A 25340-nucleotide genomic window follows, 5' to 3' on the forward strand; every position below is an offset into this window, starting at 1 on the left:
CCCCTCCCAGATAGACTGTTAAGAACATTTTATCATGCTCTCTTTTTTACTCTGTCTACCTGTAGGGGATAATACCAGGTTTAAAAAATCCTGGTTCTTTTTTTCAATCTTTCTCTTCATCAACATAAGGATCATGCTCATATCGCGGCAAATCACCAAACGGAGTTTGAATATTTTCTTCAAAAAGTTCTTCCTTCAATTCTTGATATTGGGAGTTCGGGTAAACCGTTACCTCTTTACCGTATATATCCACACCAACAAAATTTTCATAATCTTCGACATATCCGATATTTTCTTCGGACTCAACATACATATCTTCGTAATCGCTTGGCGGATTTACAAAATCGGAAGGCGATTCAGATGTTCCATAACTGGCAACATCCTGCCACGAATCTTCCGCATCGTAAGCAACCGATTCGTGCCGGTCATCATAATCAAACTTTCCAAACGGTGGTCCCAGCACTTCCTCTTCGATCGGCCGATTGTGCGAAGTTTCCTGTGATGGGGTATGCTCGACACAATAAGTCGTTGTAGGCATGGCTTTCAAACGTTCAATAGGTATTTCCTTTGAACAAACCTCGCACTTTCCATACTCACCTGCCTCGATGGCAGAAAGCGCTCGATCAATATCCCTTATTTCATCCCGATCATGCTCGGAAAGGGCCAAATCCTTTTCCCGTTCATATAACTCGGTTCCTTCATCGCCGGGATGATTATCGTAACTCGATAGCTCACCTGTCGAATCCTCCAAGCTTCTTCTTAAATCGTAGTTGCCTGAATCATTTAATCGCTCTTTCAACTCTTGCTTCGTTTGCTGCAATTGCTGTTGAAATTCTTTTAGCTGCTGATTGGATAGCATGTGCAACATCCTTTCAAAATCGTTCTTCCCTCTAGTATTTCTCTCTTCCCTTCATTCCATAAAGGTACTTTTTACCTTAGGAATAATTTAATTGAGGCAACAGAAGCTAAATTAGAAATATTGATTCTAGGAGGGCTTTCATTGTATTTCTATAAAGAAGATTTAATCAATATGATCGTTCCAGATAAGCCTGATCCCAATGCAGCAAAGGTTCTTCAGGAAACGCTTGGAGGGCAATTCGGTGAAATGCGGACGATGATGCAGTATTCTTTCCAAAGTGCCAACTTCCGCGGCAACGCTAAACAATATCGTGATTTAATCCGCGGGGTTTTCCTAGAGGAACTAAGCCACGTAGAACTTGTCCAATCAACCATCAACCAGTTGCTGAATGAGGTTGGTGGGGATATGCCCGGAGATTCCGGGATCGATGGTGCCCCATTGGATGATGCCATCCAGAGTGGTGCAAATCCACATCATTTCATAATCGGTGCGAAAGCGTCCCTACGTCGACGCTGGCGGCAATCCATGGAATGGATCTTGGGTTTATGATCACGGCAATCTTGTGGCGAACCTTTTGAATAATGTCATCCTTGAATCTACGGGGGTTTTGCAAAAGTCGAGGATATATGAAATGAGCTCCAATAAAGCAATGCGTGAAACACTGGCATTTTTAATGGTCCGCGACAATGCCCATCAAAATGCATTTGCCAAGGCATTGGAAACTCTTGGGGTCAGCTGGGGGAAGATCTTCCCTATACCTAATTATGATTTGAACAAATATCCTGAATGCCGAAAATATGTGGATTTGGGCTATCATAATGCTCAATTCAATTTCAGGCTGGATCAAACTCAAATCGGCTAAATTTTCCAAGGGGAGACACCGAGCCGAAATGGCGGAAACCTTGCCGTTACCGAGCCGCCAAAAGGATTCCCGGTCCCGGAAATGCCAGATATGCCAAATGAACACAGCCCTGGTTTGAGTGATTTGAACAATTAAAAAAGAAGGCGGACACATCATTCCGTGTTCGCCTCCTTGTTTTAATTATTTATATATTTCTCAAAAACATAGCCAAAATCTTTCACATGGTACTTTTTCCGACTGTCCATCAACCATTCGAAAGCTGCGGAATTAATTTCCTTGAAACTTGCAGCCATTTGGCTTCCCTCTGTCCGAACCTGGTTCAAAGTGGAAGAAGCAAGGTTTACGCTTTGCTGTGCAAATTGAAGGGCATATTCATTCTCATGGCAAATTTCCGATATTTTAACTAATGATTTGAACAAATCCTTTAATTCTTCAATGAACTTCTTATGGACATCAATGGAGAACGTCTTTGCACCGATCGTAAATTTAATTTCCGCATCCAAATCCACGGTCCCTGCCGTTTCAAGTGTTACGCTGGAAATATTGTACTGGCTGTAGCTATATCTTGTAAGTGTACGTTTTTTGCTTATGGCACTTGTCCCGTCCAAATGTATGAACGCTTGATTCGTGAAACAGTACTCATCGGTTTTCGATTTTATCAGGAAATAAATTTTTTCCTCGTCTTCATGCATGATATAGTCATCTGCATCCACCTTGTCATAATTGGCAGGGCTAATCACACTTCCAATATCACTAAGTCCAAGGGCATCAGCCGCAATTTTCTTAAACATCCCTATTCCCCCTATCAAAATTCAGGCATTATAAGTATTTCTCCAGTATTATCTCATCTCGGATAGGAATTCCCTCAAAACTGTAAAATGGTATTTCAGGTTTGATTTTCCGTGATTCTTCAACCGCATTTTTAACGATTTCCGCAATGACATAACCACGCTTTTGAAAAAACTTCAATGCCTGTAAATTATCGTTCGTTGTAATCGCTTTAATAGTATGGCAACTTTTCTCCTTGGCGGTATTTTCCATTACATAAAGCAACGATGAGCCCACTCCTTGATTCTCATGCTCACTATTCAAAGAAATGATTTGGCATACATGGTCGGACAACTTATATGTTCCCAACCCCATGATTTTTTCATTCTCGTCCATCACTCCAAAACCCTCAAGTTCCGCATAATGAAACAAGCCTCTTGAAAAAACGACTTGAGTCGTCTCCCAGTGCTGAATGAAAAAACTCTTAACTGTATCCGTCGCAATCATTCTTTTAGCTACGATTTGCATAACTATTTACGCCCCCAAAGTTTCTATCTCTATGCTTATAGTATAAATTGCTTATGCTGATAAGGGAACAGTTTATTCTTCATTCAGGTCCTTTACGGCCTTCTAACAAAACATAATACCATTCATATTCTAATTAGCAAAAAAAAAGGCTGGCACTCTAGTGAATCCACTCGCATCTTCCGGAATCAAGAAATAGTATCATCCTTTATACGCTGGTTCCTTTTAGTGACTTCATCTTCGAATTGCTTAGTTTTCAGTTCTTCTTTTTTTGAATATCTTATAATTGCCCTCATCGTTAAAACGGCTGCTACTAAAAAGATGAAGCATGTTATACCCGCAGAGATATATTCAGTCTTGTCTTCTGGAAAGTAAAGAAACAAACCTAGTAAAGTATGATTGAGAAAGTCCATTCGATACATCCTTCCTTATAGGAATTAAAATGCTTTAGCCCATTATATCAATTGCCAGAACAATCCACTAGTGGAGCAAACCCGCTAAAACCTAAAAAAACGAGAGGCACTAAGCCCCCCGCTTCTCTTTTATTTATAAAATGGTGATTCCTTTAATGACTACATCCACTGCTGGCTTGTCTCCCGCAACTGTCTCTACATTAGCAATCGTATCAACAACGTCCAGGCCTTCGACCACCTGTCCAAAAACAGAGTGTTTATGGTCCAGCCATGGTGTGCCGCCTTGTTCCATATAAGCGTTGATGATTTCTTCCGGATAACCGGCTTGCTTCATCTGCTCACCCATCCTGCTGTCTACATGCTGGGCCTGTACGACGAAGAATTGGCTGCCATTTGTTCCCGGACCTGCATTTGCCATGGAAAGAGCTCCACGCAAATTGAATAATTGCATGGAGAACTCGTCCTCAAATGGAGCTCCCCAAATACTTTCTCCCCCCATTCCAGTACCTGTCGGATCTCCGCCTTGAAGCATGAAATCCTTGATGACACGGTGGAAAATGATTCCTTCGTAGTAACCGTTTTCAGCATGAGTCATGAAATTTTCCACTGTCTTTGGAGCCAGCTCAGGGAATAATTTAATTTTAATATCGCCCATCGTCGTTTGCATGATGACCGCTTTTTCATTTTCCAAAACTTCACTTGTTAATTGTGGAAAATTTGTCATTGTATATACCCTCTTTCTTTTTTTAAATAAATGGCCTGTAACGCCATTTTCCATCTTCATTTGTACACTTTACACGATTTTCATAAAAAAAGCATCTTTGCGAAATTGAACGAATTCGCTGTGAAAAATCGTTGTTCTTATGTATCATGAAGGAAGTTAAAAGAAAGGTGGTAGGGAAATGTCAGAACAGGATTTTAAAATCGGCGATAAGGTTACCGCCATATATAAAACCGGAAAATACATCGGGGAAATCACCGATATCAGACCTGCTGCATATCTTGTTAAAGTGTTGGCTGTCATGAAGCATCCCATGCAGGGGGATCTTCATAACCCGAAGCAAACAGAAGTGTCCATGTTCCATCAGCGGCGTGCTCTTGCATTCCGGGAGCAAACCAATGTACCTAAGAATATGGTAAGGGGCTTTGAAGAGGAAATTCCTGAGTATAAGGAGTCCTTAAGAGAAGCTGTTGAGAAAATGAAACACACCTTAAGCGAAGCAAACACAGAGTGGAATGATAAAAGCTTACAGCTGCTTGAAGATCTGGCGGCGGATTATTTCAAATAAAGCATAAAAGCCAAATCAGTAGTATATGATTTGGCTTTTATAACGCTAAATGATTCAATACCTTTGATAAATCAATGCGATCGCCAATTGTCGTCGGTTCATGATTTTGCATATAACTTTTATCTTTCTCTACTAACTTAAATATATTATATGTCGTAATTGCATCATCCAACGCCCTGTGATGCTTGCCTGTCCCTTCTTTGCCATAGGCCTGTACAGCCTTCCAAAGTCCGGTTTGATTTTGATCTCCGAAAAAGCGTTTATACTCCAGGCAAAGATCTATTTGTTTTCCTGAAAAAGGGAAATCCAATCCTGATTTCTGACAGTTCTGGCGAAGTACCTTCATGTCCATATTTCCCCAAGTCACAATCGTCGTCGGGTGCTGCTCATCTATTTTCTTCAATAAAGAAATCAACTCTTCAAATGAAATCCCCCGGTCCACCTGATCTTGGGTAATATTCAAGAACTTCTTGCATCTCCCCGTTAGGACTGGAAATTTCAATGGGTTAACAAAAGAAGAGAATTGTTCCTGAATTGTCTCATTAATGACGCTGACTAAACCGACCTCAATGATTTCTGGATAAAAACCTACTGGATTCGCTTTTCCTTCCGGCATCGTAAATTCAAAATCAATGAATACATATTGCTGTTGTTCCTCCATTTTAATGACCCCCTTCTTATTCTTGACGTCAACATACAAACAAAAATTGGTTTTTATTTTCTCATGAGAATATTATAACAGAAGATTTAGAAAGTTTTTCATTGGATCATATTACACCATTTAGATACGACTTCTGCCATCATTCTTGATTTACTCAAAACTATATATTATTTTCCTTAATTGGTTTTAGTGTTTGGACGAACCGAAAGTACCATTCTTTAATCCCTGCATTATCGCCAAGAATATACTAAAAATATATTAGTTAGGAAGTTGAACTATGCGCACGTATCTTGGTTATATCACGATTTTCTTCACAGTTCCTGTATTGTCCTTTTCATTTTCCTTTCCTATCACAAGTGATCCTTAGCCCAAACTCCCTATCATGTACTTCACTTAGGAATCCCATTGATTCGATAGAGCTGGCTCAGGACTAATTACATGACGGCTGCAAATGGAAAGTGATCAGTGAAATTTCCAATGGTGAAAAACGGACTTATCTTAAACTTGATGGCATCCCCTTTTTCTGGAAAACCATTTCCCTTTCAGCATAACAGAGGATCACAAATTTTTATGATCATGCAGGTGTTGGCCTGTCCGGCATGGAAGGCGCATCTTATCAATTCACAAAATAAAACAATCGAACAAGGCGGCAGTACCATTACCCAGCAATTCACCAGGAGTGTTTGCCTTTCCCATGAAAGGACGTATAACCGAAAACTTAATGAACTCTTTTACGCCTATCAATTAGAGCGAAAAAATTCAAAACCGGAAATCATGGAGCTATATTTGAATACGATATATTTCCAGTAATGGATCATATGGGATCGAAGCTGCCTCCCAGTATTATTTCAGTAAACCGACTGGGAAGTTATCAAAGGCAGAACTCACCTTACTGGCAGTAATCCTTAATAATCCGAAAAACTATAAACTCTTAATGTGCCGAAGATCGGAAGTACGATTAAATTAGACTTGTCCACCTCGGTCGACTTATTATCCCGATTACGTGACATATGCTCATCAGGAATTGAAAAACCTAGTGACATCCTCTGAAGGTCTCATAACATCCCTGCAAGGTTCTGATGTGGCTATACGCCATCAGGTGAGGCAGAGCTGGATAAAAGGATTGAAAAGCTTTTGATTCCGGTGTAACCATCCATACCGCACTCGATACCAAGCTGTAAACTAAAGCCCAAGACTGCTGTACAATCAAAAATCGGTGCAATGATATCGAGGAAGCTTTAGTGGTTATACAGCATCATACGCACGAGCTTGTCTCTTTGATTGGGGAAAAGGATTATAAAAAAAATTCTTTCAATCGGGCATACCAAAACTATCGGCAGCCAGGGTCAGCCATTAACCCCACTCCTTGATTCTGCCCACTATATAGAAGAAACGGATGCTGACATCAATCACCCAGTTAGCGGAGCAAGCTATTGAGCAAAAACTATTGTCCAAAGAATTATAGCGGTGACAGCTATGCGTTGGACACACTAAGTACTGCCTTTGCTCAGTCCTATATCACACCCGCCATAAGGATGTATTGAACAATGAATAAGCACCGCCAATTACATATATGACAGATTCCCTTCTTACACTGTTCAGTGTTTTACCTTCCGAAGCCTTGGAAAGGAATAATAAAGACTGCTCCATATAGTATCGGAGATCAACTTCAATCCGGCAAAAACCATAAAAAATTTAGGAGCAATACGATCAGCAGATTTCTAAATAACATGAGCATTTGCATTTTCCCATAAATGGCAAAGGAGAGGCTGAATAGTAGGATTGAAATGATTGGAAAGTAGCTAAGTAAATAAGCGTTTTTCATGAATTCTCCATCCATGCATCCTTTTCCCTACATTATGCAAACTATTCCACTTTTTAACAAAGAATTCTCTACTAATTCACCCTTTAAAACTTTTAAATTAAAATTTTTCGGGACGATTTCCCCTCCTTTTCTACCTATATATAAAACTCCATTTTTAGTCGGCCTTCACTGTTCTTAAAGCCATGCAAACCCACATAAATTGCGTTATACTTTTAAGCGAGGCAAGTATTCGAATCAAAAATACATATTCAACGAAGGTTCTCTAACGTCTAAGATTGCGTAAAAAAAGCATAATAAGACGAATGACTTCGTTTTAAAAAGGGGGGGGAGTTTATGTCTTTACTGCATTGGGCGGTATTATCACCGTTTCTATTTGCACTTATTGTACCAATATTATACAAACTATTCCGACAAATACATACAGGATGGTTTGTATTGATTTTACCGATTCTCCTTTTCACCTATTTTTCAAGGTTCATTTCCTTGACCAAACAAGGGGATATCATTACGGAAAGGGCTGCATGGATTCCTTCACTCGGAATTCATATTGATTTCTATGTAGATGGACTAGGACTTTTGTTCGCCTTGCTCATTACAGGGATAGGTTCACTTGTCGTTCTGTATTCGGTTTTCTATTTATCGAAAGAGAAAGAAAAGCTGAACCAATTTTACGTCTTCCTTTTGCTTTTCATGGGAGCGATGCTGGGCGTCGTCCTTTCCGATAATCTAATTGTCCTTTATTCATTTTGGGAATTCACGAGTTTATCATCTTTTCTATTAATAGGATATTGGAACGAAAGGGAGCGTTCACGTTATGGAGCGCAGAAATCCCTGCTGATCACCGTGCTTGGAGGCTTAAGCCTGCTTGGAGGAATCATTCTCCTTTCCATTATGGGAAACACATTCAGTATACGTGAATTGATAGCACAAACCGGGGAACTTATGGACCACTCGCTCTTCATTCCTGCACTTTTGCTTGTGCTGCTTGGCGCATTCACCAAATCAGCACAGTTCCCGTTCCATATCTGGCTTCCTGACGCGATGGAAGCTCCGACACCTGTCAGCGCTTACCTTCATTCCGCGACAATGGTCAAGGCCGGAATTTATCTGGTTGCTCGCTTAAGTCCTGTTTTTGCAGAATCCGGATTATGGTTCTGGCTCGTTTCGATTGCCGGATTGATTACCTTGTTCTGGGGCTCATTCTCTGCAATCAAGCAGACTGATTTAAAGGGGATTCTCGCTTTTTCCACCATCAGTCAGCTCGGATTGATCATGTCGCTTTTGGGACTTGGTGCGGCGGCTCTCCACTTTGATTCGTTAGGGGAAAATATATACTTGGCGGCCACGGTTGCAGCAGTATTCCACCTAATTAATCATGCGACCTTTAAAGGCAGCCTTTTCATGGTTGCAGGCATCATTGATCATGAAACCGGTACGCGTGATATCAGGAAGCTTGGCGGATTGATGCAGTTGATGCCGATTACTTTCACCGTCGCCGTCATAGGTGCTTTTTCAATGGCTGGCCTTCCGCCCTTCAATGGTTTTTTAAGTAAGGAAATGTTCCTGGCCAGCATGGTGAATGTATTGGAATTGAATATCTTCAATATGGAGACATGGGGCATACTGTTCCCTGTGATAGCATGGGTTGCCAGCGTATTCACTTTTATTTACAGCATGATCGTCGTGCTCAAGCCCTTTACAGGCAAACTTCAGTTACAACTATTGGACAAGAAGCCCCACGAGGCACCGATCGGGATGTTGATTTCCCCGGTCATCCTTGCTTCGTTGGTCATCATTTTCGGTATCTTTCCAAACTTGCTATCTTCATCGATCATTGAACCTGCGGTAGCTAGCATACAGCCAAGCTTGGCGGGTCCGGATTTCCAAGTCCATATCGCCTTCTGGCATGGATTCCAACCTGAATTTTGGATGACTGTCGGCATCATTGCATTTGGAATCATTTTATACAAAACGTTTCCGAGGTGGCAAAAGATCCACCAGTGGATGCCTGAACGTTTATCCCTGAATGCTCTTTATGATAACGGGATAAGGGGGCTGGAACGATCAGCATCCTCCGTCATGAAATTTTTAATGACAGGTTCGATTCGGACGTATTTGCTTTCCATATTCCTTTTCTTCATTCTTTCATTGGGCTTTACACTCTATTGGAAGGATGCCTTTAAATTGGATACAGGAAATTTTGCCCCGATCGGCTTATATGAATTGGTATTAGCGGCAATCATCGTGATTAGCTCGATCGCCATCTTGTTTGCAAGATCCCGTTTAACTTCCATTATCATTCTAGGAGCGGTCGGTTATACAATTTCCCTATTTTTCGTTTTGTTGCGGGCACCGGATTTAGCCTTGACTCAACTGGTCATCGAAACGATTTCGGTATCTCTGTTTTTGCTCTGTTTCTTCCACCTTCCGTTAATGGCAAGCAGAAAGGAAGAACGGATGACATTCAGGTTGAATAACGCCCTGATATCCATTGGTGTAGGAGTCATCGTGACACTGATTGCCTTATCGGCACATAGCAATAAACTATTTGATTCCATATCAAGTTACTATCTTGAAAATGCTTATAAAGAAGCAGGCGGGAAAAACGTCGTAAATGTCATTCTCGTTGACTTCCGCGGACTTGATACGATGTTTGAAATCAGTGTCCTTTCCATCGCTGCTCTCGGAATATTCGCGATGATCAAATTGCGTTTGACAGGGGGGAAAGATAAATCATGAAGCAAAATGACCTGATTCTCCAAACGGTTACGAAGGTAGCCGCCTTTGTTATCTTGCTTTTTGCGGTAGCCATCTTTTTAGGAGGGCATTATTCGCCAGGAGGCGGGTTTGTCGGCGGTTTAATGACTTCAGCTGCCATAGTCTTGCTGTTGCTCGCTTTCGACATTAAAACCGTCGCAGGCATCTTGCCGATTGACTATAAGCTAATGATTGGTTCAGGCTTGCTCATATCAAGCCTGACTGTTGCCGGCGGGTTACTTTTCGGGGTGCCGCTCATGACACATGTATATCATTATATCGATTTGCCTCTTCTTGGGCACATCTCGCTTCATACCGCGGTACTGTTTGATCTGGGTGTTTATCTTGTGGTTGTTGGTGTAACGATGACCATTATTCAAACGATAGGGGAGAGTGAATAATGGAACTTTTAATGGCCATTGTCATTGGAATACTATTTATGTGTGCGACCTATTTAATGCTTTCAAAAAGCATTTTAAGAATCATAATCGGTACTGGGCTGCTCAGTCACGGCGCCCACCTTTTGATTTTGACGATGGGTGGTCTGAAAGGCGATTCCGTTCCATTGCTAAGTGATAAAGTTGCATCCTATGTCGATCCGCTTCCGCAAGCGCTTATCTTGACTGCGATCGTCATTAGTTTCGGAGTCACATCATTTCTGCTGGTTCTAGCTTACCGGACCTACCAGGAACTCGGTACGGATGACATGGAAGAAATGAGAGGTACGGAAACAAATGAGTAATCTTACTTTCATGCCTGTTTTATGGCCGCTTTTCACAGCCATCTTTCTTATTTTCTTTTCAAAAAAAATCAAGCTGCAAAGAGGGATATCCCTTTTTTCCTCTCTTATAGGAATTGCGATTTCCCTTTATCTAGTGTTCTCGGTTCATACTCATGGGATCTTGACTCTCGGTGTCGGCAGCTGGGATGCGCCATTCGGGATCGTGATCGTCGCAGACATGCTTTCTTCTCTACTGGTCCTGACCACGAATATCATTGGATTTGCCATACTGCTTTACTCGTTTTACTCCATAGGTGAAGAACGTGAAAGACACTATTATTATCCTGTATTTCAATTCTTGCTGATTGGTGTTAACGGTGCTTTCCTTACGGGGGATCTTTTCAATCTATTCGTCTTCTTCGAAGTCATGCTGATGGCTTCTTACGTGCTGCTTGTACTGGGGGGGACGAAAATCCAACTGAGGGAATCATTGAAGTATATCATCGTCAATGTGCTTTCCTCTTCCTTTTTCGTCATCATGGTGGCGTACCTTTATTCAGTTCTAGGTACATTGAACATGGCGGACATCAGCCAAAGGATAGCGGAAGTAAACCAGCCTGGAATCATCTCGGTGATAGCAATTGGCTTCTTGATTGTATTCGGTTTGAAGGGAGCCATTTTCCCGCTATTCCAATGGCTCCCTGGGTCCTATTATGCTCCACCAATCCCGGTGATGGCACTATTCGGAGCATTGCTGACAAAGGTCGGGATATATTCCATTTTCAGGACCTATACACTCATGTTTTACCATGACCAGGATTTCACTCATACTTTCCTTGCGATACTTGCAATCTTGACCATCATCATCGGTGTCATTGGTGCGATAGCCTATTGGGATGTTAAAAAAATCATCATTTACAATATCATCATCGCCGTCGGGGTTATCATTTTCGGCATCTCCGTCATGAATGAACAGGCCTTATCGGGCTCCATCCTATATATCATTCATGACATGCTAATCAAGGCTGCGCTCTTCCTGCTGGTTGGCATCATGATCAAAATCAGCGGATCGGATGATTTACGGGATATGGGCGGCTTGATCAAGCGATACCCGGCCCTTGCATGGACTTTCTTCATAGCTGCCATATCATTGGCGGGAATCCCGCCGTTCAGCGGTTTTGCCGGTAAGCTTTTGATTCTTCAGGGAGCTGCAGAAAAAGGGGCCTACTTTGGAATGGCCGTTGTCTTACTTTCTAGCTTGATGGTTCTATATTCCGTTATGAAAATATTCATGAATGGCTTCTGGGGAACCCCAAAAGCTGATTATGCCTTAACTAATAATACGGTGAATAAAATGCTGGTTCCTGCCGTCCTCCTTGTTATCACTTCCGTTTTATTCGGAGTAGGAACAGAATCGATTTACCCATTCATTACACAAGCTGCAGAAACATTAATCAATCCCGATATTTATATTAAAGCGGTTTTAAAGGAGTAGTGCCTGATGTCATTCCAAATTTTACTGAATGTGTTCCTTGCGTTTATCTGGATGTTTTTGAAAAATGAGTTTAACGGGAGCACTTTTATCATCGGATATGTATTGGGGCTCGGCATCATGTTCGTCTTCCGTCATTTTTTCAATGACCGTTTTTACCTGAACAGGGTGAATGCCGTCGTTCAATTGCTGCTTATATTCGCAAGGGAACTCTTACTTTCCAACGTTAGCGTCCTTAAGGTCGTGCTTAAACCGAGCCTTGATATGAGACCTGGCATATTCGCATTCGAAACCGCGCTAACTAAGGATTGGGAAATTACGATACTATCGAATTTAATTACACTGACACCAGGAACACTTGTCGTTGAAGTATCGGAGGATAATCGGATTCTTTATATCCATGCGATGGATATTGCCGACAAAGAAGAAGCCGTGGACAGCATTAAAAATACATTTGAAAAGGCGATCATGGAGGTGAGCAAATAATGTTCGATCTTATACTTAAAATCGCGTTGCTCGGTGTTTCGCTTTCCATGATAGGATTCTTATACCGTTTAATCAAAGGGCCTTCTGTACCGGATCGGGTCGTCGCGCTCGATGCGATGGGAATAAATCTTATCGCAATCGTTGCACTTGTATCCATTGTCATGGATACAAGCGCTTATCTGGAAGCCATTCTTCTGCTCGGAATCCTATCTTTCATCGGAACGGTCGCTTTCGCCAAATTCCTTGAGAAAGGGGAGATTATCGAAAATGACCGCAATCGTTGAAATACTATCAGCCTTATTCCTTTTAATGGGGGTCTTTCTCTTTTTAGTCTCGGCTTTCGGAGTCATCCGTCTGCCCGACGTCTATACAAGAAATCACGCTGCCTCAAAAAGCTCGACACTTGGAATCATGTTCATCCTGATTGGCACCTTGTTATATTTTTATTATAAACATAGCCTTTTCGATTTCCGGGTCGTGCTCGCGATCATCTTTATCTTCATGACCAGCCCTGTTGCCGGGCATTTAATCAATCGCTCTGCTTACCATTCAGACGTTAAAATGTGGGATCGAAGTGTCCAGGATGATTTAAAGAAAACCCGGTGATTCCTGCCATTGCAAAAGAGCTGCCCTGATTACAGGAGCAGCTCTTTTCATGTATCAATCCTTTAAAAATACTTGGTCCCCTAAACTGATTTCGCCCGTACGAATGACCGAGGCATATACGCCAAAATGATTGTTCCTTTCCTTGACGACAGTTTTCAAGAGTGATGAATCTCTTTGGGAATCGCTTGGATTGACTGTTATGATCATACAACGCTCACAATGCCTTTTTATCTCCAATTCTACATCATTTCCAATCAGAATCCTTTTTCCGAACCATTGCTCTTCTAAAAAGGGTGTTTTGTCCACTAAAGATAGCACCAAATTTTGCCTGAATCTCCTGCCATCCACTTCTTTTCCCCAAAGCTTTTTCAATTCGCCAATCGAGGCATCACTGACAAGCAGGATGTTTTCTCCCTCAATCGCACCGAACGGGATATGTGCAGGCGGATAAACAACGGATGTTGCCTCCTGTTTCAACAACCGTTCCATTTCCTCCTTAAAGGCCTCTTCTCCCCAAGCCAGCACGTTTCCTGAAGGGGTCTTCACTTTTATTTCCGGATATTGTTCTAGGGTTTCCTCACCAGAAAAAACAGCTTGATAACGGACCATTTCAGGAACTTGGGTTATCGTTAGGAACTTCCCGTGCTTGTCTTTAAAGGCATGACTGCGATCTCCATATAGCCCATAGTCCATCACCTTCGTTTTCTGTACATGCTCACCAGTGAATGATTTTACAGGATGGCGGGTGATTTCTTGTATATGACCAACCAGCATAAAAAAACTCCTTTCAAACAATAGTCTACTGCCATATTATACTTAAACCGGACACTGTAAAATCATTACGTTACATTTCAAAGCGATAGTTCCCTGATTCACTTTGGTAAGTCGATAACGGCCAATGTACAGCGTGAAATGCAGATAAGACGATCCTCTTCATCACGGATTTTCACGTCCCATACCATCGTCGTCTTCCCGCGATGGATTATGTTCCCTTCTGCTGTAACCAAACCAGAACGGACGCTCCTTACATGGTTGGCATTGATTTCAAGACCGACGACAGCTTGTTTTGTCCTATCTACAAGCTGGATTCCGCCAAAACTCGCAACGGATTCCGCAAGGGCAACGGACGCCCCCCCATGCAATAATCCAAACGGCTGCCTAGTTCGTTCATCCACCGGCATCGTCGCAATGACTTTCCCATCACCGATTTCCTTCATTTCTATCCCAAGCGTGCCTATCAAAGAACTTTCAATATTTCTCTCCATTCCAATACCCCCAACTCTTATGTTTTTTTCTACAACGAAATGATTCATTAAATTCCGAAAAAATGAATAACCATTCATTATAGTATACATAAAAAGGATGACTCAAGTCTATTCAAGTCATCCCTCATTATGAGAATTCGATTATTTGGAGAGTATTTCTTTTAATTCAAACCAGCTTGTCAATCTTGGAATATCCAAATCCCTGTTATAGGAGTTATCCATTGCATACACTTTCGTTGGGATATCCAATAAAGTTTCAAGTACTGCCGGTTTATCATCAAAATAATAATCCAATTCCAATCTGCGAATCGTATCAATTTTTTCATGATCCTTCATGCCGCAGTAAAATTGGTCATCCTTAACGGGAAAGCCGTTTTCAATCAACCATTTTTTCGTCCGTTCACCATGCTCCGCTTTTCTGGCTGTGATGTAATAGACTTCATGGCCATCGCGTTCAAGCTCCTGCAGCGTTTCCACTGCTCCCTCGAAGGCTGGACAGGATGAATAATACACTTCCTCGGCAAGGCTGTTCCACATCTTGCCCCCAGCCTCTTTATCAAGCCCGAAAGCTTCATGGATCTCTAACGTCTTTAAAGCTCTGAATTTCGTTAACTCTATGTTCTTATTAAGCTTTTTATTATAAAGATGGAAAGCGAACTCCCTCAAATTAATAAGGGTATCGTCAATATCAAAACCGAATTTCATATCCTTCACTCCTATTCAAACATTAGCGGCAAACTGTGCTGCGAAGGAAATTTCCTTGTTCACCTGCATGGCCTGTAATCTTTCAATTTCGGCTTTTCTTTCCGGTTCAGCGATTTTAAGTCCAAGGAAGCCAGTATCCTCCCACATGATGCATCCTTTAATAAGATCCGCTAATATATCGGCATCTTTCATGGCACAATTGAGTCCAAACGCACCTGTAGGCGTCATCGTATGGGCTGCATCACCCAATAAAGCAACGCCATCCTTTGTCCACGTTTCACAATAGCTGCTGTAAACATCCAATAAAATGAAGTCATTCCAAGAGCGGATATTTTCACACACAACCTTTTTTAGTTCAGGAAAGGCGATAAGCAAATCTTCAATGAATGGCTCAAAGGGCTGTTTTCGCAAATGGAGAAATGAACCATGTTCTATATTCCATCCAATTTGGATGAAACCTCCAGCCTGGGTGAAGAGGGCAACCTGGGAGTCATTGACCAATGCCATCTTGACCGAGGGCTTCCACCCCTCTGGAGCGGGAATTTTTGCCCACAGTAAATCATAGCCATGATTTTTAATAACTACTGGTATCCCCGCTTTTTTTCGAACCATGGAAAATCTGCCGTCCGCTCCGATTATCAATGAACTATGCACTTCCAGGTCATTTCCATCCTTTCGGGCCTTAACACCCGAAAACCGGCCCATTTCATTCTGAATCAAGTCCGTAACCCTCGTATTCATCATCAATTGAAAAGAGTCCAGCTTTTCAGCTTCATTCAATATAGCAGTAAGCAGATGATTCTGAGGGACATGTATCCCAACATGATCTACCGGTAATTTTGGGAAAATCCTTTTAAATATTTGGCCGTCATGCCAATATTCAATTTGTTCCATCCTAAGCAAGCCAAGACTTTCCACACTCTCGAATAAACCGTGCTTTTTCAGAATGCCTTCTCCTTCTTCGTTCAGGAATTCGCCCCTGAACTCCCGTGCAACTTCAGAATGCCTCTCGAGCAGGACGACTGAAATGTCCTGTTTGGCCAATAGATAGGCTAGCAGCGCTCCTCCAGGTCCCGATCCGACTATGCATACATCTGACTTAACCATCATGCCTATCACCTGTTGTCTATTTTAATTTAGGATAAGCCGTGATGCGTATGTCCTCTCCAAACGTGTCCACGCCAGAGAAGGAAACATCCATCGCTTCATCCATCGTATCTACATTCATTCCACTATACGGTGTTAGTGAGTTTCGTCCGCCCAATAGTTTAGGAGCTATATAAATCAAGTATTTATCGATGAGCCCTGCCCTTAGGAAAGAGGCATTCACTTCGCTTCCACCTTCCAGCAAGACATCCGTAATCCCCTTTTTATACAGCTCTTCCATCAAGGTCCTTAAATTCAGGCCCGAATCGTTTTTGGGGACGAAAATGAATTCGATCCCTTTTTCACGTAGAGCTGCCATTTTATCGGCAGGTGCATGATCCTGCGTTACGATCATGGTCCTCGCATCTGATACCTGGACAACATTGGCTTCCATTGGAACACGTAATTCACTGTCTAAAATGATTCGGATCGGATTTTTCCCTCCGCCCTCCGGAAGTCTGGTCGTAAGTGATGGATCATCGGCCAAAACAGTCCCGATTCCAACGAGAATGGCATCGACCTCATCCCGGAGCAAATGAACGGAATGACGGGATTCTTCTCCTGTTATCCATTTTGAATGGCCTGTGTGTGTTGCAAGTTTTCCATCGAGTGTCATCGCATACTTCGAAATGACAAATGGACGGCTCGTCAGCATATTGTGAATAAAACGCTCATTCAGTCTTTGAGCTTCCTTTTCCAGGACGCCAACTTCCACTTCAATGCCTGCATCCTTTATGATCGATATACCTCTGCCCGCAACTTCCGGATTCGGATCTTGCGTAGCCACTACAACCCGCCGTACACCTGATTCTTTCACTAAATTTGCACAAGGAGGGGTTTTTCCATAATGGGAACACGGCTCAAGAGTCACGTATAGCGTTGCCCCTTCTGCATACTCACCCGCCATTTTGAAAGCATGTACCTCTGCATGCGGTTCACCCGCTTTACGGTGGATTCCTGTCCCGGCTATCACACCGTCTTTAACTATGACTGCACCGACAACTGGATTTGGATTCGTCTTTCCTTTAGCACTTGCAGCCAAATCCAGTGCCAGCTTCATGTAATATTGATCATCATTCATGCGTTTAGCTCTCCTTATACAATCAAAGTTGGCTTCTTGTGTGGTATGTGTCCAGACTTCTTAACCTTTGTATCCAGATAGAAACTATTATCTTCCGTCAAACCGCCCCAAAGCGGGATATGGTCCTTTGCCGCTAGTCCATGCTTCATAAGTGCGTCCAACTTTTTAGGGTTATTCGTAATTAAAGTGACCGGATCCTCACGCAGTTCCTTCAGCACTCGAATGGCTCCCTCGTAAGACCGCGTATCGTCTTCGAATCCTAAAGCCTGATTCGCCTCGACCGTGTCATAACCTTCCTGCTGAAGTAAATATGCAAGAGATTTGGAAAAAAGGCCGATCCCTCTTCCTTCATGGTCCGCAAGGTAAAAAATGGCCCCGCACCCATGCTCGACTATCATCTTCATCGATTGATGGAGCTGGTAGCCGCAATCACAGCGTTTACTGCCAAAGATATCACCTGTATGACAGATGCTATGCATCCGGACCAGTGCATCATCCGACTTTTTAAAATCCCCATACACCAACACGGACGATTGCTGGCCAAAAGCAAGGTTGGCTTCCGAAAGCGAATCAAGCACCGCTTCCTTGTCATTATCCTCGCCATCGAGCTGGAGCCATGTATACCATTGAAAAACCGTTGAGAATTCTCCTTGTTCAATAGGTAGGTTCACAGGCCCCACTAGGCATATATCAGCCTTTCCCGGGGTTTTAAGAATATTCATTTTATCTATTAAAAGGTCTTTTGTTTGCTGGGTTATTTTCATGTTAACATCACCTATTTTATAATTTTATAGTGTGTCTTCTGCTTACTTTAGGTAAGTAAGTATATTACTATACACTATACCTGTCAATGAAGCAGTTTACAAATAATAGTGTGTCTTTCTTCATAAATTCAAGAAGATTTTTTTTCAGAAAAGGGTTATCCATAATCCGTAATCATAACGGCTGGCCTTTATACATATTTTAACGTATAAAGAAAACGTGTCTATAGACAGACTTTAGGAAAGGAAGGAAACCTTTTGGAGGATTTCCCTTATTTTTTATATGACCCTGGCCTATTTCCGCTTCCCGTAGGGTCAGTGAACATGAATCGGGAACTGGAAGGAACATTGCGTCCATACTTGGCAACCAATCCAGATCTGTTAGTTAAATCGGCAAAGTCATCGCAAGCTTTATTGCTTGATGTAAAAAAAGTCATGGATACATTAGCCACATCCAAGCCTTTCTCAAACAGGTTGATGACTGCCGCCCAAGCATCGAATAAGAGTTTAGTGGTTGATATGATCCGAAAGATAGGGATTAAAAACGAACCTGATATCAAGTATAACCCTGATGGGATCCGTTTTGATTTCTATCCCAAAACAGGGGATGAAAATTGTCATATCATCATCAGCTTGAAATGGAGGGATATATAACGTCCAACACCTTTTTTGTAAAAAAAACGAAGCCTATTTTCGGCTTCGGATCCTTTTTGGTTCATTTTGTTTTCGATTCAAAGGTTTCAACAAATAGTGCAAGCGTTCGTACCATCACACCTGTCGCCCCCGCCGTGCACAATTCGGAACTGCTCGAGGTTGTGGATGTTCCGGCAATATCCAGATGGACCCACGGAGTGTCTTCGGCAAATTCGCCTATGAAGGCTCCACCCATGATGGCATGTCCTGCCCCGCCAGGTGAATTATTTAAATCCGCTATTTTACTATTGCGTACCCGCTCTTTGTCCTTTTCTGTAATAGGCAATCTCCACATAGGCTCCCCGGCTTCCTCTGAGGCTTTAACCACTTGTTCATAGAATTCTGCGTCATTGGTCATTGAACCCGTCATATCCATGCCCAAGGCCGTTATAACACCCCCCGTTAAAGTAGCAACGTCAATAAGGTAGTCGGCACCATGATGTTTAGCGTAAGTTATGGCATCCGCCAAAACGAGCCGGCCTTCCGCATCCGTATTCAATATCTCTATCGTCTTGCCGCTCATGGCAGTGATCACATCATCCGGCTTGAGTGCTTCACCGCTGATCATGTTATCAGTGGATGGAATGACAGCCACGACATTTTGATCCGGCCCTAATTCGCCGATAATTTCCATTGCACCTAAAACAGCTGCGGCACCGCCCATATCCGTCTTCATTCCAACGATTCCGGCCTTCGTTTTCAATGAGTATCCACCGGTATCGAATGTGATGCCTTTACCAACCAACCCGATAACATCTTTCCATTCATCTTTACCTTGGTACTTCAGGACGATCATTTTCGGAGGTTCAACGGAACCTTGATTGACAGCAAGAAGGGCTCCCATTCCCAATTTGAGCATATCCTCCTTCTCCAGGATTTCCACTTCAAAGCCATAACGTTCACCCAAAGCAGATGAATAATCCGCCATATCCGTGGAAGTCAACAAATTGCCTGGTGTGTTAACCAATGTTCTTGCAGAGTTCGTCGCCCTTCCGAAGACTTTCCCTACATGAAGTGCGGCCCCGACCTCTTCTTTATCCGATTCACTGTAAACCGTAATCGATTCAATGCTTTTTTCGACCTGGTTCGATTTTTGCTTGTATCCGTCAAACTTATAGGAAGCAAGTTCAAAAGCCTCGGAACAAGCATGCGCTGCGTCCAATGCATCCAGGTTTTCGGTCGTGAATGTATCCAAAGCAATCGATAGCGTCGCAAGCCTGGATTCTTTAATCGTTTTACGCGCTTTTCCAAACGCTTCGCGCAGCGTTTCAAAGGATAGCTCCTTTTCCTTGCCCAATCCTACAAAAATCAATCTCTTTATGCCTAATTTACCTAATGTATGTATTTTAACTACTGATTTTTTCTTGGAAGGGATTTCTCCCGCTTTCACTAACTCGGTTAGCTGACCATCTAATCGTTCATCTGCCTCTTTCCCTATGCCTGTGAATTTTACAGGTCTGTCAAATACGCCTAGAATCAGGCATTCGTCAATCAAATCTATATTCAAGGAATCTTTTACTGTGAACATTCTGCTACCTCCTCCATTCGATTACCTTCATTATAACGAAATCTTTCGAAATTTTCGAATAAGGCCCATGAAAATAATATTAACAAGGGATATTGTTTAGAATGTGCCACTTTAGAGTAATAGTATAAGGAAGATCATATTTAATACTAATAACCAGCAGGGAATCGACAGGACTGAATGGAACTAATAATAAGGGCCTTGTACCGAGCAGGATTTCTTATTTACCCATATATGGATTTCATCGTTACTTATAACTAGAAAGAAGGCTGATACTCTTGGAATTATTTCTCAACTTCCCTTTAATCGCAGCATTGATTGCCATTTTCTTTGCTCAATTCATTAAAGTGCCCATCCACTTCATAGCTTTTCGTAAAGTTAACTGGTCACTTCTTAACTCCACAGGCGGTATGCCAAGTTCCCACTCTGCGGCCGTGTCAGCTTTAACCGTAGCAGTAGGGATTGAGACCGGAATGGATTCTCCTGTATTTGCCGTTGCAGCGATCTTTGCCGTCATCACGATGTTCGATGCGACAGGAGTAAGACGGCAGGCAGGAGAACAGGCAGCCGTCTTGAACCAGCTCGTCACGGACTTCAATACATTAGTCGAGCAAGCAAAAAACTGGCAGAAAAAAGCGGATAAACAGAAACAGCAACAATTAAAGGAACTGTTGGGCCATAAGCCAATCGAGGTATTTTTCGGAGCCTTGACCGGAGTATTCATTGCACTGGCACTTCACTTTTTCATCTTTCAAGGGTAGGTGGTCAATTTGAAAATAATCTCTCTTTGCCCCAGCAATACGGAACTCTGCACATATCTAGGGATAGAAGATCAGCTGATCGCTATCGATGACTACTCTGATTGGCCTGAAACCATACAGCACCTTCCTAGAGTGGGGCCGGATTTATCGATTGATATCGATCATGTAGAATCACTGAAACCCGATTTGGTGCTGGCTTCCCTTAGTGTACCGGGTATGGAAAAAAATATTGAAGGATTAAAAGAACGAAACCTCCCTCACATCATCTTCAATCCGCAATCACTTGAAGATATCGCAAAGGATTTGCTGACCTTGGGCGGGGCCATGGATCTTAATGATAAAGCAGAGGAGCAGGCAGCAAAATTCCGGGATGCCATCCTTCAATATAAAAATGTCGCCGACAAAATCGAAACAAAGCCGTCCCTATATTGGGAATGGTGGCCAAATCCCTTATTCAGCCCTGGGGGAGTTAACTGGTTATCCGAGATCAGCCTTCTTGCGGGAGGATATAATCTATTCGAAGATGTGGAAATGGCAAGCATTCAAGTCACGTCCGAGGAGGTTCAGAAAAAGGATCCCGACCATATTTGCTTAGCTTGGGTCGGTGTCCCATTACGAAAAGTCAACCCGGCGCTTGTCAAGAAACGGCAAGGTTGGGCCGATATGAAGGCAGTCCGGGCTAATAATATCCATATTATGGAAGAACCCTTATTCTGCCGGCCTTCCCCCCGTTTACTGGATGGGCTGTCAAAATTGGCAAAGACTCTGCATCCTGAGGAGTACAAAGGCATGGCTTAAGGGCGTTTCGAATGAACAAAAAAGCTGCCCCAATTGTGGCAGCTTTTTTAACTCCATCATTTCATTAAAAAGCAAAGGAAGATACATTCTCGTTCAATGTTTTTCCGGCGATTTTAGGCTTGAATACTTGCCTGATCTTGGTTTCATTCAACTTGTTTAGCTGTTCTTCAGATAACTCGCCGTTCCCTTTTTGCACAACATATACTTCAAGGGTTTTCTTTCCCCACTTCTCGTACACATCTTGTACGGTGTCATAGTATAGATCCAGATGGTTTCCTTTGATTGCCCCGCCCTTGTCCGCTACAACCCCATATCCATAGCCCGGAATCCAAAGGATGGTTCCGAGGGGGAATACGGCAAGATCAGCGGCAATGGTTGAAAACAGATCCCGTTTCACCTTCACACCTGAATAAGTGATTCCATAAGATGGGCTCTCCGGGTACTTTCCCGTTGATTCATACCCTGCTGTATATCCTGTAGCCAAAACTTCATGCTTCGGATATTTCAAGAGCTCGATTGCCTCCAATATCGTCGTAGGACCACCATTGCCCGTGGATGCGGATGACATTAGCGTTGCCACTTGACCTCCACTATGGATCGCTTTATATTCGAGACCAAGCATTCGATGTTGTCTCATTGCCCCTTCAAAAGGATGATCTTCAGGCATAGCCCCAAAAACATGATTTAAGGTTGAATCGATGGCCAAGATAAATAATATGATAATAGCAACCCTCAAAAATAATGCCTTTACAATCTTCATATGTATTAATTCCACTCCTCTCACAAGGATATTTGTTCCCTTTCCAGAGTGAAAGTATTCATAAAGCATGAAAAGATCCAATTTTTCTTACAAAAAAAGGACCGTCCATAAATGACGGCCCTTCCCATTATCAAAACATTTGATATCCTTTATTCCTTAGAATCCTGATGACCACACCAGCTAAAACCGCGCCAAGCAGCCCGCTTGATAAAATAATGATGTCTGCCGTATGCAGGGCTGTAAGGTTCGTTCCAAGATTAGAAAAAGATATTCCCGGATTTCTAAAATATTCTATTAGCTTTGTTTCATTGACAATGATGATGAAGACGATTGGAAATAAGATGACCATGATCCAAGAAGAACGAAAGAGCATATTCAGCAAAAAGCCAATTCCGAAAAACAATATGAAAAATAAGAGTATTGAGATAATTAAAACAGGCAATGGCATGTTATTCTTGACCCTCCTTAAAAGCGACACCTTTAGTTTACTGAAAAAATAATTGCTACGTCAACGACTTAATGCCAAATAATACCGAAGAAAAGATAATTACCCAAATCACATGAATAATTTATATGATGTATAGCCAAAATGATTTCCCGGGTTCAACCCATCAAGCATCGTCTGCACTCTTTCCTTTTTAAAAGCTAAAAGCTGTTCCAATAATAACGATTGCTTCCCCTCTTGTATGAGTAAATCAGGGTCATAAAATTTAGCCTCATATAACTCATCCAGTTGAGCGGTGACTTCAAAACTGATCGGTTTAAGTAAAAATACCAACATATTATCACTTATATCCCCTTTGATGACTCCGCTTCTAACTCCAACAATGCCTTCGATTTCTGTATGAATGCCCGTCTCCTCCAACACTTCCCTTACGACAGCTTCATCAACGGTTTCATCATTTTTGACAAAACCTGCCGGAAGCGACCACTGCCCTTTCAATCCGCCATACCTTTTGTTCACGACCAGCCACTCGCCTTTAGCAGATATCACAAGGCCGGACACTGCCAACCAAACATTTTTGCATCGTTCCACCAAAGTCCACTTCCCCTACATTCATTATAAGTTATGTAAACTCCAAACCGCTAGAGTACATACGTAATGCCAATGCGGTCAAAGGGGAGGATTATTTATTCTAGTGCTTCGTCATCCTTACCCCCATTATATTCCACATATGATAGGTGCATACTCCCCGTCCCCGCTTCATGGCACGCTCATCGATAGATGCCATTGAAAAGGCCATTCAGGGACAATCCCCAAATGGCCATCACTTATATATCGAAAAAATCAAAGGACGTTGAATTTACCTTTCTTAGCAACCAAGGAAGCTCCGCCAATCATTAGCAATGCTCTGTTATCAACCATTTTCTTCATGAATGATGCAGTCTTGCCTGTAACTTTCTTGCCGAATACAACTCCAATCGCATTGTCATCACCAAGTGAACATACCGTTCCTTTGTTTTCGAAAGTGAACGTTTCAAGGTCACTTTCGTTACGAACCAATTTAGTCAGGTTCTTCGCAATGACTTCACCTTGTTGCATGGCGATTTGTGCAGTAGGCGGGTATGGGCGATTAATTTCTTCGTTGATGATCAACGCGCAATCCCCTACGATGAAAATATCGTCATGACCCGGTGCACGCATGTCAAGGTTCACTTTAATACGTCCGCGCATTGCTTCAAAACCTGATGCTTCAATCACTGAATTACCACGCACGCCAGCTGCCCATACAACGGTCCCCGCCTTGATTTCTTCCACTTCATCTTCGCCTCTTGCGACGATGATACCTTCAGGAGTTGCCCCCTTGATCGGTGTACCGATTTTGAATTCCACACCTTTTTTCTCAAGGTAGGAAACTGCATAATCCACTAATTCCGGATCGAAGCCAGGGAGGACGGCTGGTGCTGCCTCTACACAGTACATACGAACCTTTTGGAAATCGATGTCGTATTCTTTACAAAGTTCAGGGACACGGTTAGCTAATTCGCCAAGGAATTCGATACCCGTAAAACCTGCTCCGCCAACAACGATCGTCAAGCGGTCTTCATTTTTCTCGACCTCAGAACTGTACGTAGCAAATTGCAATTGGATATGATCACGGATTTCACGTGCAGTGTTCACGTTAGAGATAGAGAAAGCATATTCTTTTAGTCCTTGGATCCCGAATGTTTCCGATTCCGGTCCAAGTCCAATCACTAGGTAATCATAAGAAATTTCGCTTTTTTCAAGGATGACTTTTTTGTCTTCTGTTTTCACTTCCAAAACAGAATCTTGGATGAATTTAACTTTGCTGCCGTTAATGACACTTTTGATTGGATAGCGCACACGATCATGATGAAGCGTACCAGCAGATGCTTCATGCAGCCATGTTGTTTCATAGTGGTAATCATTTTTGTTAACTAATACGATTTCAGCTTCATTTTGACCTAATGCCTTCTGTAAGCGAGTAACAGTCATCAGTCCACCATAACCTGCTCCTAAAACAACGATAGTTGGCTTTTTCAAAAGTATTCGTCCACCTTTACGATATTTTCTTGTGATGCTTTCCATAACTAAAATCTATTGTCTATCTTTTTAATT

General features: G+C 42.4%; 31 protein-coding genes and 1 pseudogene. 14 read left to right on the forward strand and 18 right to left on the reverse strand.

Going from position 1 to position 25340, the window contains the following annotated elements; translation table 11 throughout:
- Positions 1–103 precede the first annotated feature (103 nt).
- A complete protein-coding gene (locus tag ACFX4X_RS00005; RefSeq protein WP_284469351.1) occupies positions 104–859 on the reverse strand; it encodes a TraR/DksA C4-type zinc finger protein in 756 nt (251 codons plus the stop codon).
- Positions 860–1000: 141 nt separating this feature from the next.
- Between ACFX4X_RS00005 and ACFX4X_RS00010 the strand changes: the two are divergent.
- A pseudogene (locus ACFX4X_RS00010) lies at positions 1001–1856 on the forward strand (manganese catalase family protein).
- Between the two features lie 41 nt (positions 1857–1897).
- On the opposite strand, the gene ACFX4X_RS00015 reads toward ACFX4X_RS00010, so the two are convergent.
- From ACFX4X_RS00015 to ACFX4X_RS00030, 4 genes are all read right to left on the reverse strand, one after another.
- A complete protein-coding gene (locus ACFX4X_RS00015) occupies positions 1898–2512 on the reverse strand; it encodes a PH domain-containing protein (RefSeq protein WP_061465430.1) in 615 nt (204 codons plus the stop codon).
- Positions 2513–2540: 28 nt separating this feature from the next.
- On the reverse strand, positions 2541–3017 hold the full coding sequence (locus tag ACFX4X_RS00020) for a GNAT family N-acetyltransferase (RefSeq protein WP_377380644.1): 477 nt from the start codon (positions 3015–3017) through the stop codon (positions 2541–2543).
- A gap of 185 nt (positions 3018–3202) precedes the next feature.
- Entirely contained in the window at positions 3203–3427 is a 225-nt protein-coding gene (locus ACFX4X_RS00025; protein WP_089361857.1) for a hypothetical protein, read from the reverse strand.
- 133 nt (positions 3428–3560) lie between these two features.
- Positions 3561–4151 (reverse strand): peptidylprolyl isomerase, encoded by a 591-nt coding sequence (locus ACFX4X_RS00030; protein ID WP_284469350.1) that lies wholly within the window; start codon positions 4149–4151, stop codon positions 3561–3563.
- A 178-nt stretch (positions 4152–4329) separates the two neighbouring features.
- On the opposite strand from ACFX4X_RS00030, the gene kapB reads away from it, so the two are divergent.
- Positions 4330–4716, forward strand: a complete 387-nt coding sequence (gene kapB, locus ACFX4X_RS00035; RefSeq protein WP_089361859.1) for a kinase-associated lipoprotein KapB — start codon at positions 4330–4332, stop codon at positions 4714–4716.
- Between the two features lie 37 nt (positions 4717–4753).
- Here the strand turns inward: kapB and kapD are convergent, their stop codons facing one another.
- The gene (kapD, locus tag ACFX4X_RS00040) at positions 4754–5377 is read right to left on the reverse strand and encodes a 3'-5' exonuclease KapD (RefSeq protein WP_061465435.1); all 624 of its coding nucleotides are present in this window, start codon (positions 5375–5377) and stop codon (positions 4754–4756) included.
- Between the two features lie 570 nt (positions 5378–5947).
- On the opposite strand from kapD, the gene ACFX4X_RS00045 reads away from it, so the two are divergent.
- Positions 5948–6187, forward strand: coding sequence for a transglycosylase domain-containing protein (locus tag ACFX4X_RS00045; protein ID WP_284469348.1), 240 nt, complete (start codon positions 5948–5950; stop codon positions 6185–6187).
- 13 nt (positions 6188–6200) lie between these two features.
- On the forward strand, positions 6201–6344 hold the full coding sequence (locus ACFX4X_RS00050) for a transglycosylase domain-containing protein (protein ID WP_377381048.1): 144 nt from the start codon (positions 6201–6203) through the stop codon (positions 6342–6344).
- Positions 6345–6895: 551 nt separating this feature from the next.
- Here ACFX4X_RS00050 and ACFX4X_RS00055 read toward each other — a convergent pair.
- Positions 6896–7027: a DUF5366 family protein gene (locus ACFX4X_RS00055; protein WP_377380649.1), complete on the reverse strand. Its 132-nt coding sequence runs from the start codon at positions 7025–7027 to the stop codon at positions 6896–6898.
- A 508-nt stretch (positions 7028–7535) separates the two neighbouring features.
- Between ACFX4X_RS00055 and ACFX4X_RS00060 the strand changes: the two genes are divergently transcribed.
- From ACFX4X_RS00060 to mnhG, 7 genes are read left to right on the forward strand one after another with little or no spacing between them, the layout of a single operon-like run.
- Positions 7536–9941 carry a Na+/H+ antiporter subunit A gene (locus ACFX4X_RS00060; protein WP_377380651.1) on the forward strand — a complete coding sequence of 802 codons (2406 nt, stop codon included), beginning with the start codon at positions 7536–7538 and terminating at the stop codon, positions 9939–9941.
- A complete protein-coding gene (locus tag ACFX4X_RS00065) occupies positions 9938–10360 on the forward strand; it encodes a Na(+)/H(+) antiporter subunit B (protein WP_377380654.1) in 423 nt (140 codons plus the stop codon). Before ACFX4X_RS00060 ends, ACFX4X_RS00065 begins: the two co-directional genes overlap by 4 nt.
- On the forward strand, positions 10360–10701 hold the full coding sequence (locus ACFX4X_RS00070; protein ID WP_061465440.1) for a Na(+)/H(+) antiporter subunit C: 342 nt from the start codon (positions 10360–10362) through the stop codon (positions 10699–10701). The genes ACFX4X_RS00065 and ACFX4X_RS00070 overlap by 1 nt, the downstream gene beginning before the upstream one ends.
- The gene (locus tag ACFX4X_RS00075; RefSeq protein WP_377380657.1) at positions 10694–12175 is read left to right on the forward strand and encodes a Na+/H+ antiporter subunit D; all 1482 of its coding nucleotides are present in this window, start codon (positions 10694–10696) and stop codon (positions 12173–12175) included. Before ACFX4X_RS00070 ends, ACFX4X_RS00075 begins: the two co-directional genes overlap by 8 nt.
- 6 nt (positions 12176–12181) lie before the next feature.
- Positions 12182–12658, forward strand: a complete 477-nt coding sequence (locus tag ACFX4X_RS00080; RefSeq protein WP_284469345.1) for a Na+/H+ antiporter subunit E — start codon at positions 12182–12184, stop codon at positions 12656–12658.
- Positions 12658–12942: a Na(+)/H(+) antiporter subunit F1 gene (locus tag ACFX4X_RS00085; protein ID WP_061465443.1), complete on the forward strand. Its 285-nt coding sequence runs from the start codon at positions 12658–12660 to the stop codon at positions 12940–12942. The genes ACFX4X_RS00080 and ACFX4X_RS00085 overlap by 1 nt, the downstream gene beginning before the upstream one ends.
- On the forward strand, positions 12926–13264 hold the full coding sequence (gene mnhG / locus ACFX4X_RS00090) for a monovalent cation/H(+) antiporter subunit G (protein WP_284469344.1): 339 nt from the start codon (positions 12926–12928) through the stop codon (positions 13262–13264). The genes ACFX4X_RS00085 and mnhG overlap by 17 nt, the downstream gene beginning before the upstream one ends.
- 54 nt (positions 13265–13318) lie before the next feature.
- Here mnhG and ACFX4X_RS00095 read toward each other — a convergent pair whose 3' ends face one another.
- The 6 genes from ACFX4X_RS00095 to ACFX4X_RS00120 all read right to left on the reverse strand — a co-directional run bounded on the left by ACFX4X_RS00095 (position 13319) and on the right by ACFX4X_RS00120 (position 18225).
- Entirely contained in the window at positions 13319–14038 is a 720-nt protein-coding gene (locus ACFX4X_RS00095; protein ID WP_377380662.1) for an MOSC domain-containing protein, read from the reverse strand.
- A 98-nt stretch (positions 14039–14136) separates the two neighbouring features.
- The gene (locus ACFX4X_RS00100; protein ID WP_284469342.1) at positions 14137–14529 is read right to left on the reverse strand and encodes a hotdog fold thioesterase; all 393 of its coding nucleotides are present in this window, start codon (positions 14527–14529) and stop codon (positions 14137–14139) included.
- A 141-nt stretch (positions 14530–14670) separates the two neighbouring features.
- Positions 14671–15234 carry a 5' nucleotidase, NT5C type gene (locus ACFX4X_RS00105; RefSeq protein WP_089361868.1) on the reverse strand — a complete coding sequence of 188 codons (564 nt, stop codon included), beginning with the start codon at positions 15232–15234 and terminating at the stop codon, positions 14671–14673.
- 15 nt (positions 15235–15249) lie between these two features.
- On the reverse strand, positions 15250–16344 hold the full coding sequence (locus tag ACFX4X_RS00110) for an FAD-dependent monooxygenase (protein WP_377380665.1): 1095 nt from the start codon (positions 16342–16344) through the stop codon (positions 15250–15252).
- 16 nt (positions 16345–16360) lie between these two features.
- Complete coding sequence (gene ribD / locus ACFX4X_RS00115) at positions 16361–17461, reverse strand: bifunctional diaminohydroxyphosphoribosylaminopyrimidine deaminase/5-amino-6-(5-phosphoribosylamino)uracil reductase RibD (RefSeq protein WP_318682483.1); 1101 nt, start codon at positions 17459–17461, stop codon at positions 16361–16363.
- Between the two features lie 14 nt (positions 17462–17475).
- Positions 17476–18225 carry a GTP cyclohydrolase II gene (locus ACFX4X_RS00120; RefSeq protein ID WP_284469339.1) on the reverse strand — a complete coding sequence of 250 codons (750 nt, stop codon included), beginning with the start codon at positions 18223–18225 and terminating at the stop codon, positions 17476–17478.
- A 321-nt stretch (positions 18226–18546) separates the two neighbouring features.
- On the opposite strand from ACFX4X_RS00120, the gene ACFX4X_RS00125 reads away from it, so the two are divergent.
- Complete coding sequence (locus ACFX4X_RS00125) at positions 18547–18876, forward strand: YuzC family spore coat inner layer protein (RefSeq protein WP_141133612.1); 330 nt, start codon at positions 18547–18549, stop codon at positions 18874–18876.
- A gap of 61 nt (positions 18877–18937) precedes the next feature.
- On the opposite strand, the gene ACFX4X_RS00130 is transcribed toward ACFX4X_RS00125, so the two are convergent.
- Positions 18938–20443, reverse strand: a complete 1506-nt coding sequence (locus ACFX4X_RS00130) for a leucyl aminopeptidase (RefSeq protein WP_377380669.1) — start codon at positions 20441–20443, stop codon at positions 18938–18940.
- A 275-nt stretch (positions 20444–20718) separates the two neighbouring features.
- Between ACFX4X_RS00130 and ACFX4X_RS00135 the strand changes: the two genes are divergently transcribed.
- Positions 20719–21201, forward strand: coding sequence for a divergent PAP2 family protein (locus tag ACFX4X_RS00135; RefSeq protein WP_061465453.1), 483 nt, complete (start codon positions 20719–20721; stop codon positions 21199–21201).
- Between the two features lie 9 nt (positions 21202–21210).
- A complete protein-coding gene (locus tag ACFX4X_RS00140; protein WP_284469337.1) occupies positions 21211–21999 on the forward strand; it encodes a cobalamin-binding protein in 789 nt (262 codons plus the stop codon).
- Positions 22000–22063: 64 nt separating this feature from the next.
- Here the strand turns inward: ACFX4X_RS00140 and ACFX4X_RS00145 are convergent, their stop codons facing one another.
- The 4 genes from ACFX4X_RS00145 to ACFX4X_RS00160 form a co-directional block, all read right to left on the reverse strand.
- Positions 22064–22759, reverse strand: coding sequence for a 3D domain-containing protein (locus ACFX4X_RS00145; protein WP_061465455.1), 696 nt, complete (start codon positions 22757–22759; stop codon positions 22064–22066).
- 130 nt (positions 22760–22889) lie between these two features.
- Positions 22890–23207, reverse strand: coding sequence for a YuiB family protein (locus tag ACFX4X_RS00150; RefSeq protein WP_061465457.1), 318 nt, complete (start codon positions 23205–23207; stop codon positions 22890–22892).
- 108 nt (positions 23208–23315) lie between these two features.
- Complete coding sequence (locus ACFX4X_RS00155; RefSeq protein WP_375166192.1) at positions 23316–23798, reverse strand: NUDIX domain-containing protein; 483 nt, start codon at positions 23796–23798, stop codon at positions 23316–23318.
- Positions 23799–24047: 249 nt separating this feature from the next.
- Positions 24048–25265, reverse strand: a complete 1218-nt coding sequence (locus tag ACFX4X_RS00160) for an NAD(P)/FAD-dependent oxidoreductase (RefSeq protein ID WP_061465459.1) — start codon at positions 25263–25265, stop codon at positions 24048–24050.
- Positions 25266–25340: the final 75 nt, after the last annotated feature.

The sequence above is a fragment of the Peribacillus sp. YIM B13481 genome (assembly GCF_042787985.1).
Taxonomy (GTDB): domain Bacteria; phylum Bacillota; class Bacilli; order Bacillales; family DSM-1321; genus Peribacillus; species Peribacillus simplex_A.

What these genes read in the sequence shown, in the direction of transcription:
- ACFX4X_RS00005 (WP_284469351.1), bottom strand. Translation starts at nt 859, where the DNA reads ATGCTATCCAATCAGCAGCTAAAAGAATTTCAACAGCAATTGCAGCAA.
- ACFX4X_RS00015 (WP_061465430.1), bottom strand. Translation starts at nt 2,512, where the DNA reads ATGTTTAAGAAAATTGCGGCTGATGCCCTTGGACTTAGTGATATTGGA.
- ACFX4X_RS00020 (WP_377380644.1), bottom strand. Translation starts at nt 3,017, where the DNA reads ATGCAAATCGTAGCTAAAAGAATGATTGCGACGGATACAGTTAAGAGT.
- ACFX4X_RS00025 (WP_089361857.1), bottom strand. Translation starts at nt 3,427, where the DNA reads ATGGACTTTCTCAATCATACTTTACTAGGTTTGTTTCTTTACTTTCCA.
- ACFX4X_RS00030 (WP_284469350.1), bottom strand. Translation starts at nt 4,151, where the DNA reads ATGACAAATTTTCCACAATTAACAAGTGAAGTTTTGGAAAATGAAAAA.
- kapB (WP_089361859.1), top strand. Translation starts at nt 4,330, where the DNA reads ATGTCAGAACAGGATTTTAAAATCGGCGATAAGGTTACCGCCATATAT.
- kapD (WP_061465435.1), bottom strand. Translation starts at nt 5,377, where the DNA reads ATGGAGGAACAACAGCAATATGTATTCATTGATTTTGAATTTACGATG.
- ACFX4X_RS00045 (WP_284469348.1), top strand. Translation starts at nt 5,948, where the DNA reads ATGATCATGCAGGTGTTGGCCTGTCCGGCATGGAAGGCGCATCTTATC.
- ACFX4X_RS00055 (WP_377380649.1), bottom strand. Translation starts at nt 7,027, where the DNA reads ATGGAGCAGTCTTTATTATTCCTTTCCAAGGCTTCGGAAGGTAAAACA.
- ACFX4X_RS00060 (WP_377380651.1), top strand. Translation starts at nt 7,536, where the DNA reads ATGTCTTTACTGCATTGGGCGGTATTATCACCGTTTCTATTTGCACTT.
- ACFX4X_RS00065 (WP_377380654.1), top strand. Translation starts at nt 9,938, where the DNA reads ATGAAGCAAAATGACCTGATTCTCCAAACGGTTACGAAGGTAGCCGCC.
- ACFX4X_RS00070 (WP_061465440.1), top strand. Translation starts at nt 10,360, where the DNA reads ATGGAACTTTTAATGGCCATTGTCATTGGAATACTATTTATGTGTGCG.
- ACFX4X_RS00075 (WP_377380657.1), top strand. Translation starts at nt 10,694, where the DNA reads ATGAGTAATCTTACTTTCATGCCTGTTTTATGGCCGCTTTTCACAGCC.
- ACFX4X_RS00080 (WP_284469345.1), top strand. Translation starts at nt 12,182, where the DNA reads ATGTCATTCCAAATTTTACTGAATGTGTTCCTTGCGTTTATCTGGATG.
- ACFX4X_RS00085 (WP_061465443.1), top strand. Translation starts at nt 12,658, where the DNA reads ATGTTCGATCTTATACTTAAAATCGCGTTGCTCGGTGTTTCGCTTTCC.
- mnhG (WP_284469344.1), top strand. Translation starts at nt 12,926, where the DNA reads ATGACCGCAATCGTTGAAATACTATCAGCCTTATTCCTTTTAATGGGG.
- ACFX4X_RS00095 (WP_377380662.1), bottom strand. Translation starts at nt 14,038, where the DNA reads ATGCTGGTTGGTCATATACAAGAAATCACCCGCCATCCTGTAAAATCA.
- ACFX4X_RS00100 (WP_284469342.1), bottom strand. Translation starts at nt 14,529, where the DNA reads ATGGAGAGAAATATTGAAAGTTCTTTGATAGGCACGCTTGGGATAGAA.
- ACFX4X_RS00105 (WP_089361868.1), bottom strand. Translation starts at nt 15,234, where the DNA reads ATGAAATTCGGTTTTGATATTGACGATACCCTTATTAATTTGAGGGAG.
- ACFX4X_RS00110 (WP_377380665.1), bottom strand. Translation starts at nt 16,344, where the DNA reads ATGATGGTTAAGTCAGATGTATGCATAGTCGGATCGGGACCTGGAGGA.
- ribD (WP_318682483.1), bottom strand. Translation starts at nt 17,461, where the DNA reads ATGAATGATGATCAATATTACATGAAGCTGGCACTGGATTTGGCTGCA.
- ACFX4X_RS00120 (WP_284469339.1), bottom strand. Translation starts at nt 18,225, where the DNA reads ATGAAAATAACCCAGCAAACAAAAGACCTTTTAATAGATAAAATGAAT.
- ACFX4X_RS00125 (WP_141133612.1), top strand. Translation starts at nt 18,547, where the DNA reads ATGAATCGGGAACTGGAAGGAACATTGCGTCCATACTTGGCAACCAAT.
- ACFX4X_RS00130 (WP_377380669.1), bottom strand. Translation starts at nt 20,443, where the DNA reads ATGTTCACAGTAAAAGATTCCTTGAATATAGATTTGATTGACGAATGC.
- ACFX4X_RS00145 (WP_061465455.1), bottom strand. Translation starts at nt 22,759, where the DNA reads ATGAAGATTGTAAAGGCATTATTTTTGAGGGTTGCTATTATCATATTA.
- ACFX4X_RS00150 (WP_061465457.1), bottom strand. Translation starts at nt 23,207, where the DNA reads ATGCCATTGCCTGTTTTAATTATCTCAATACTCTTATTTTTCATATTG.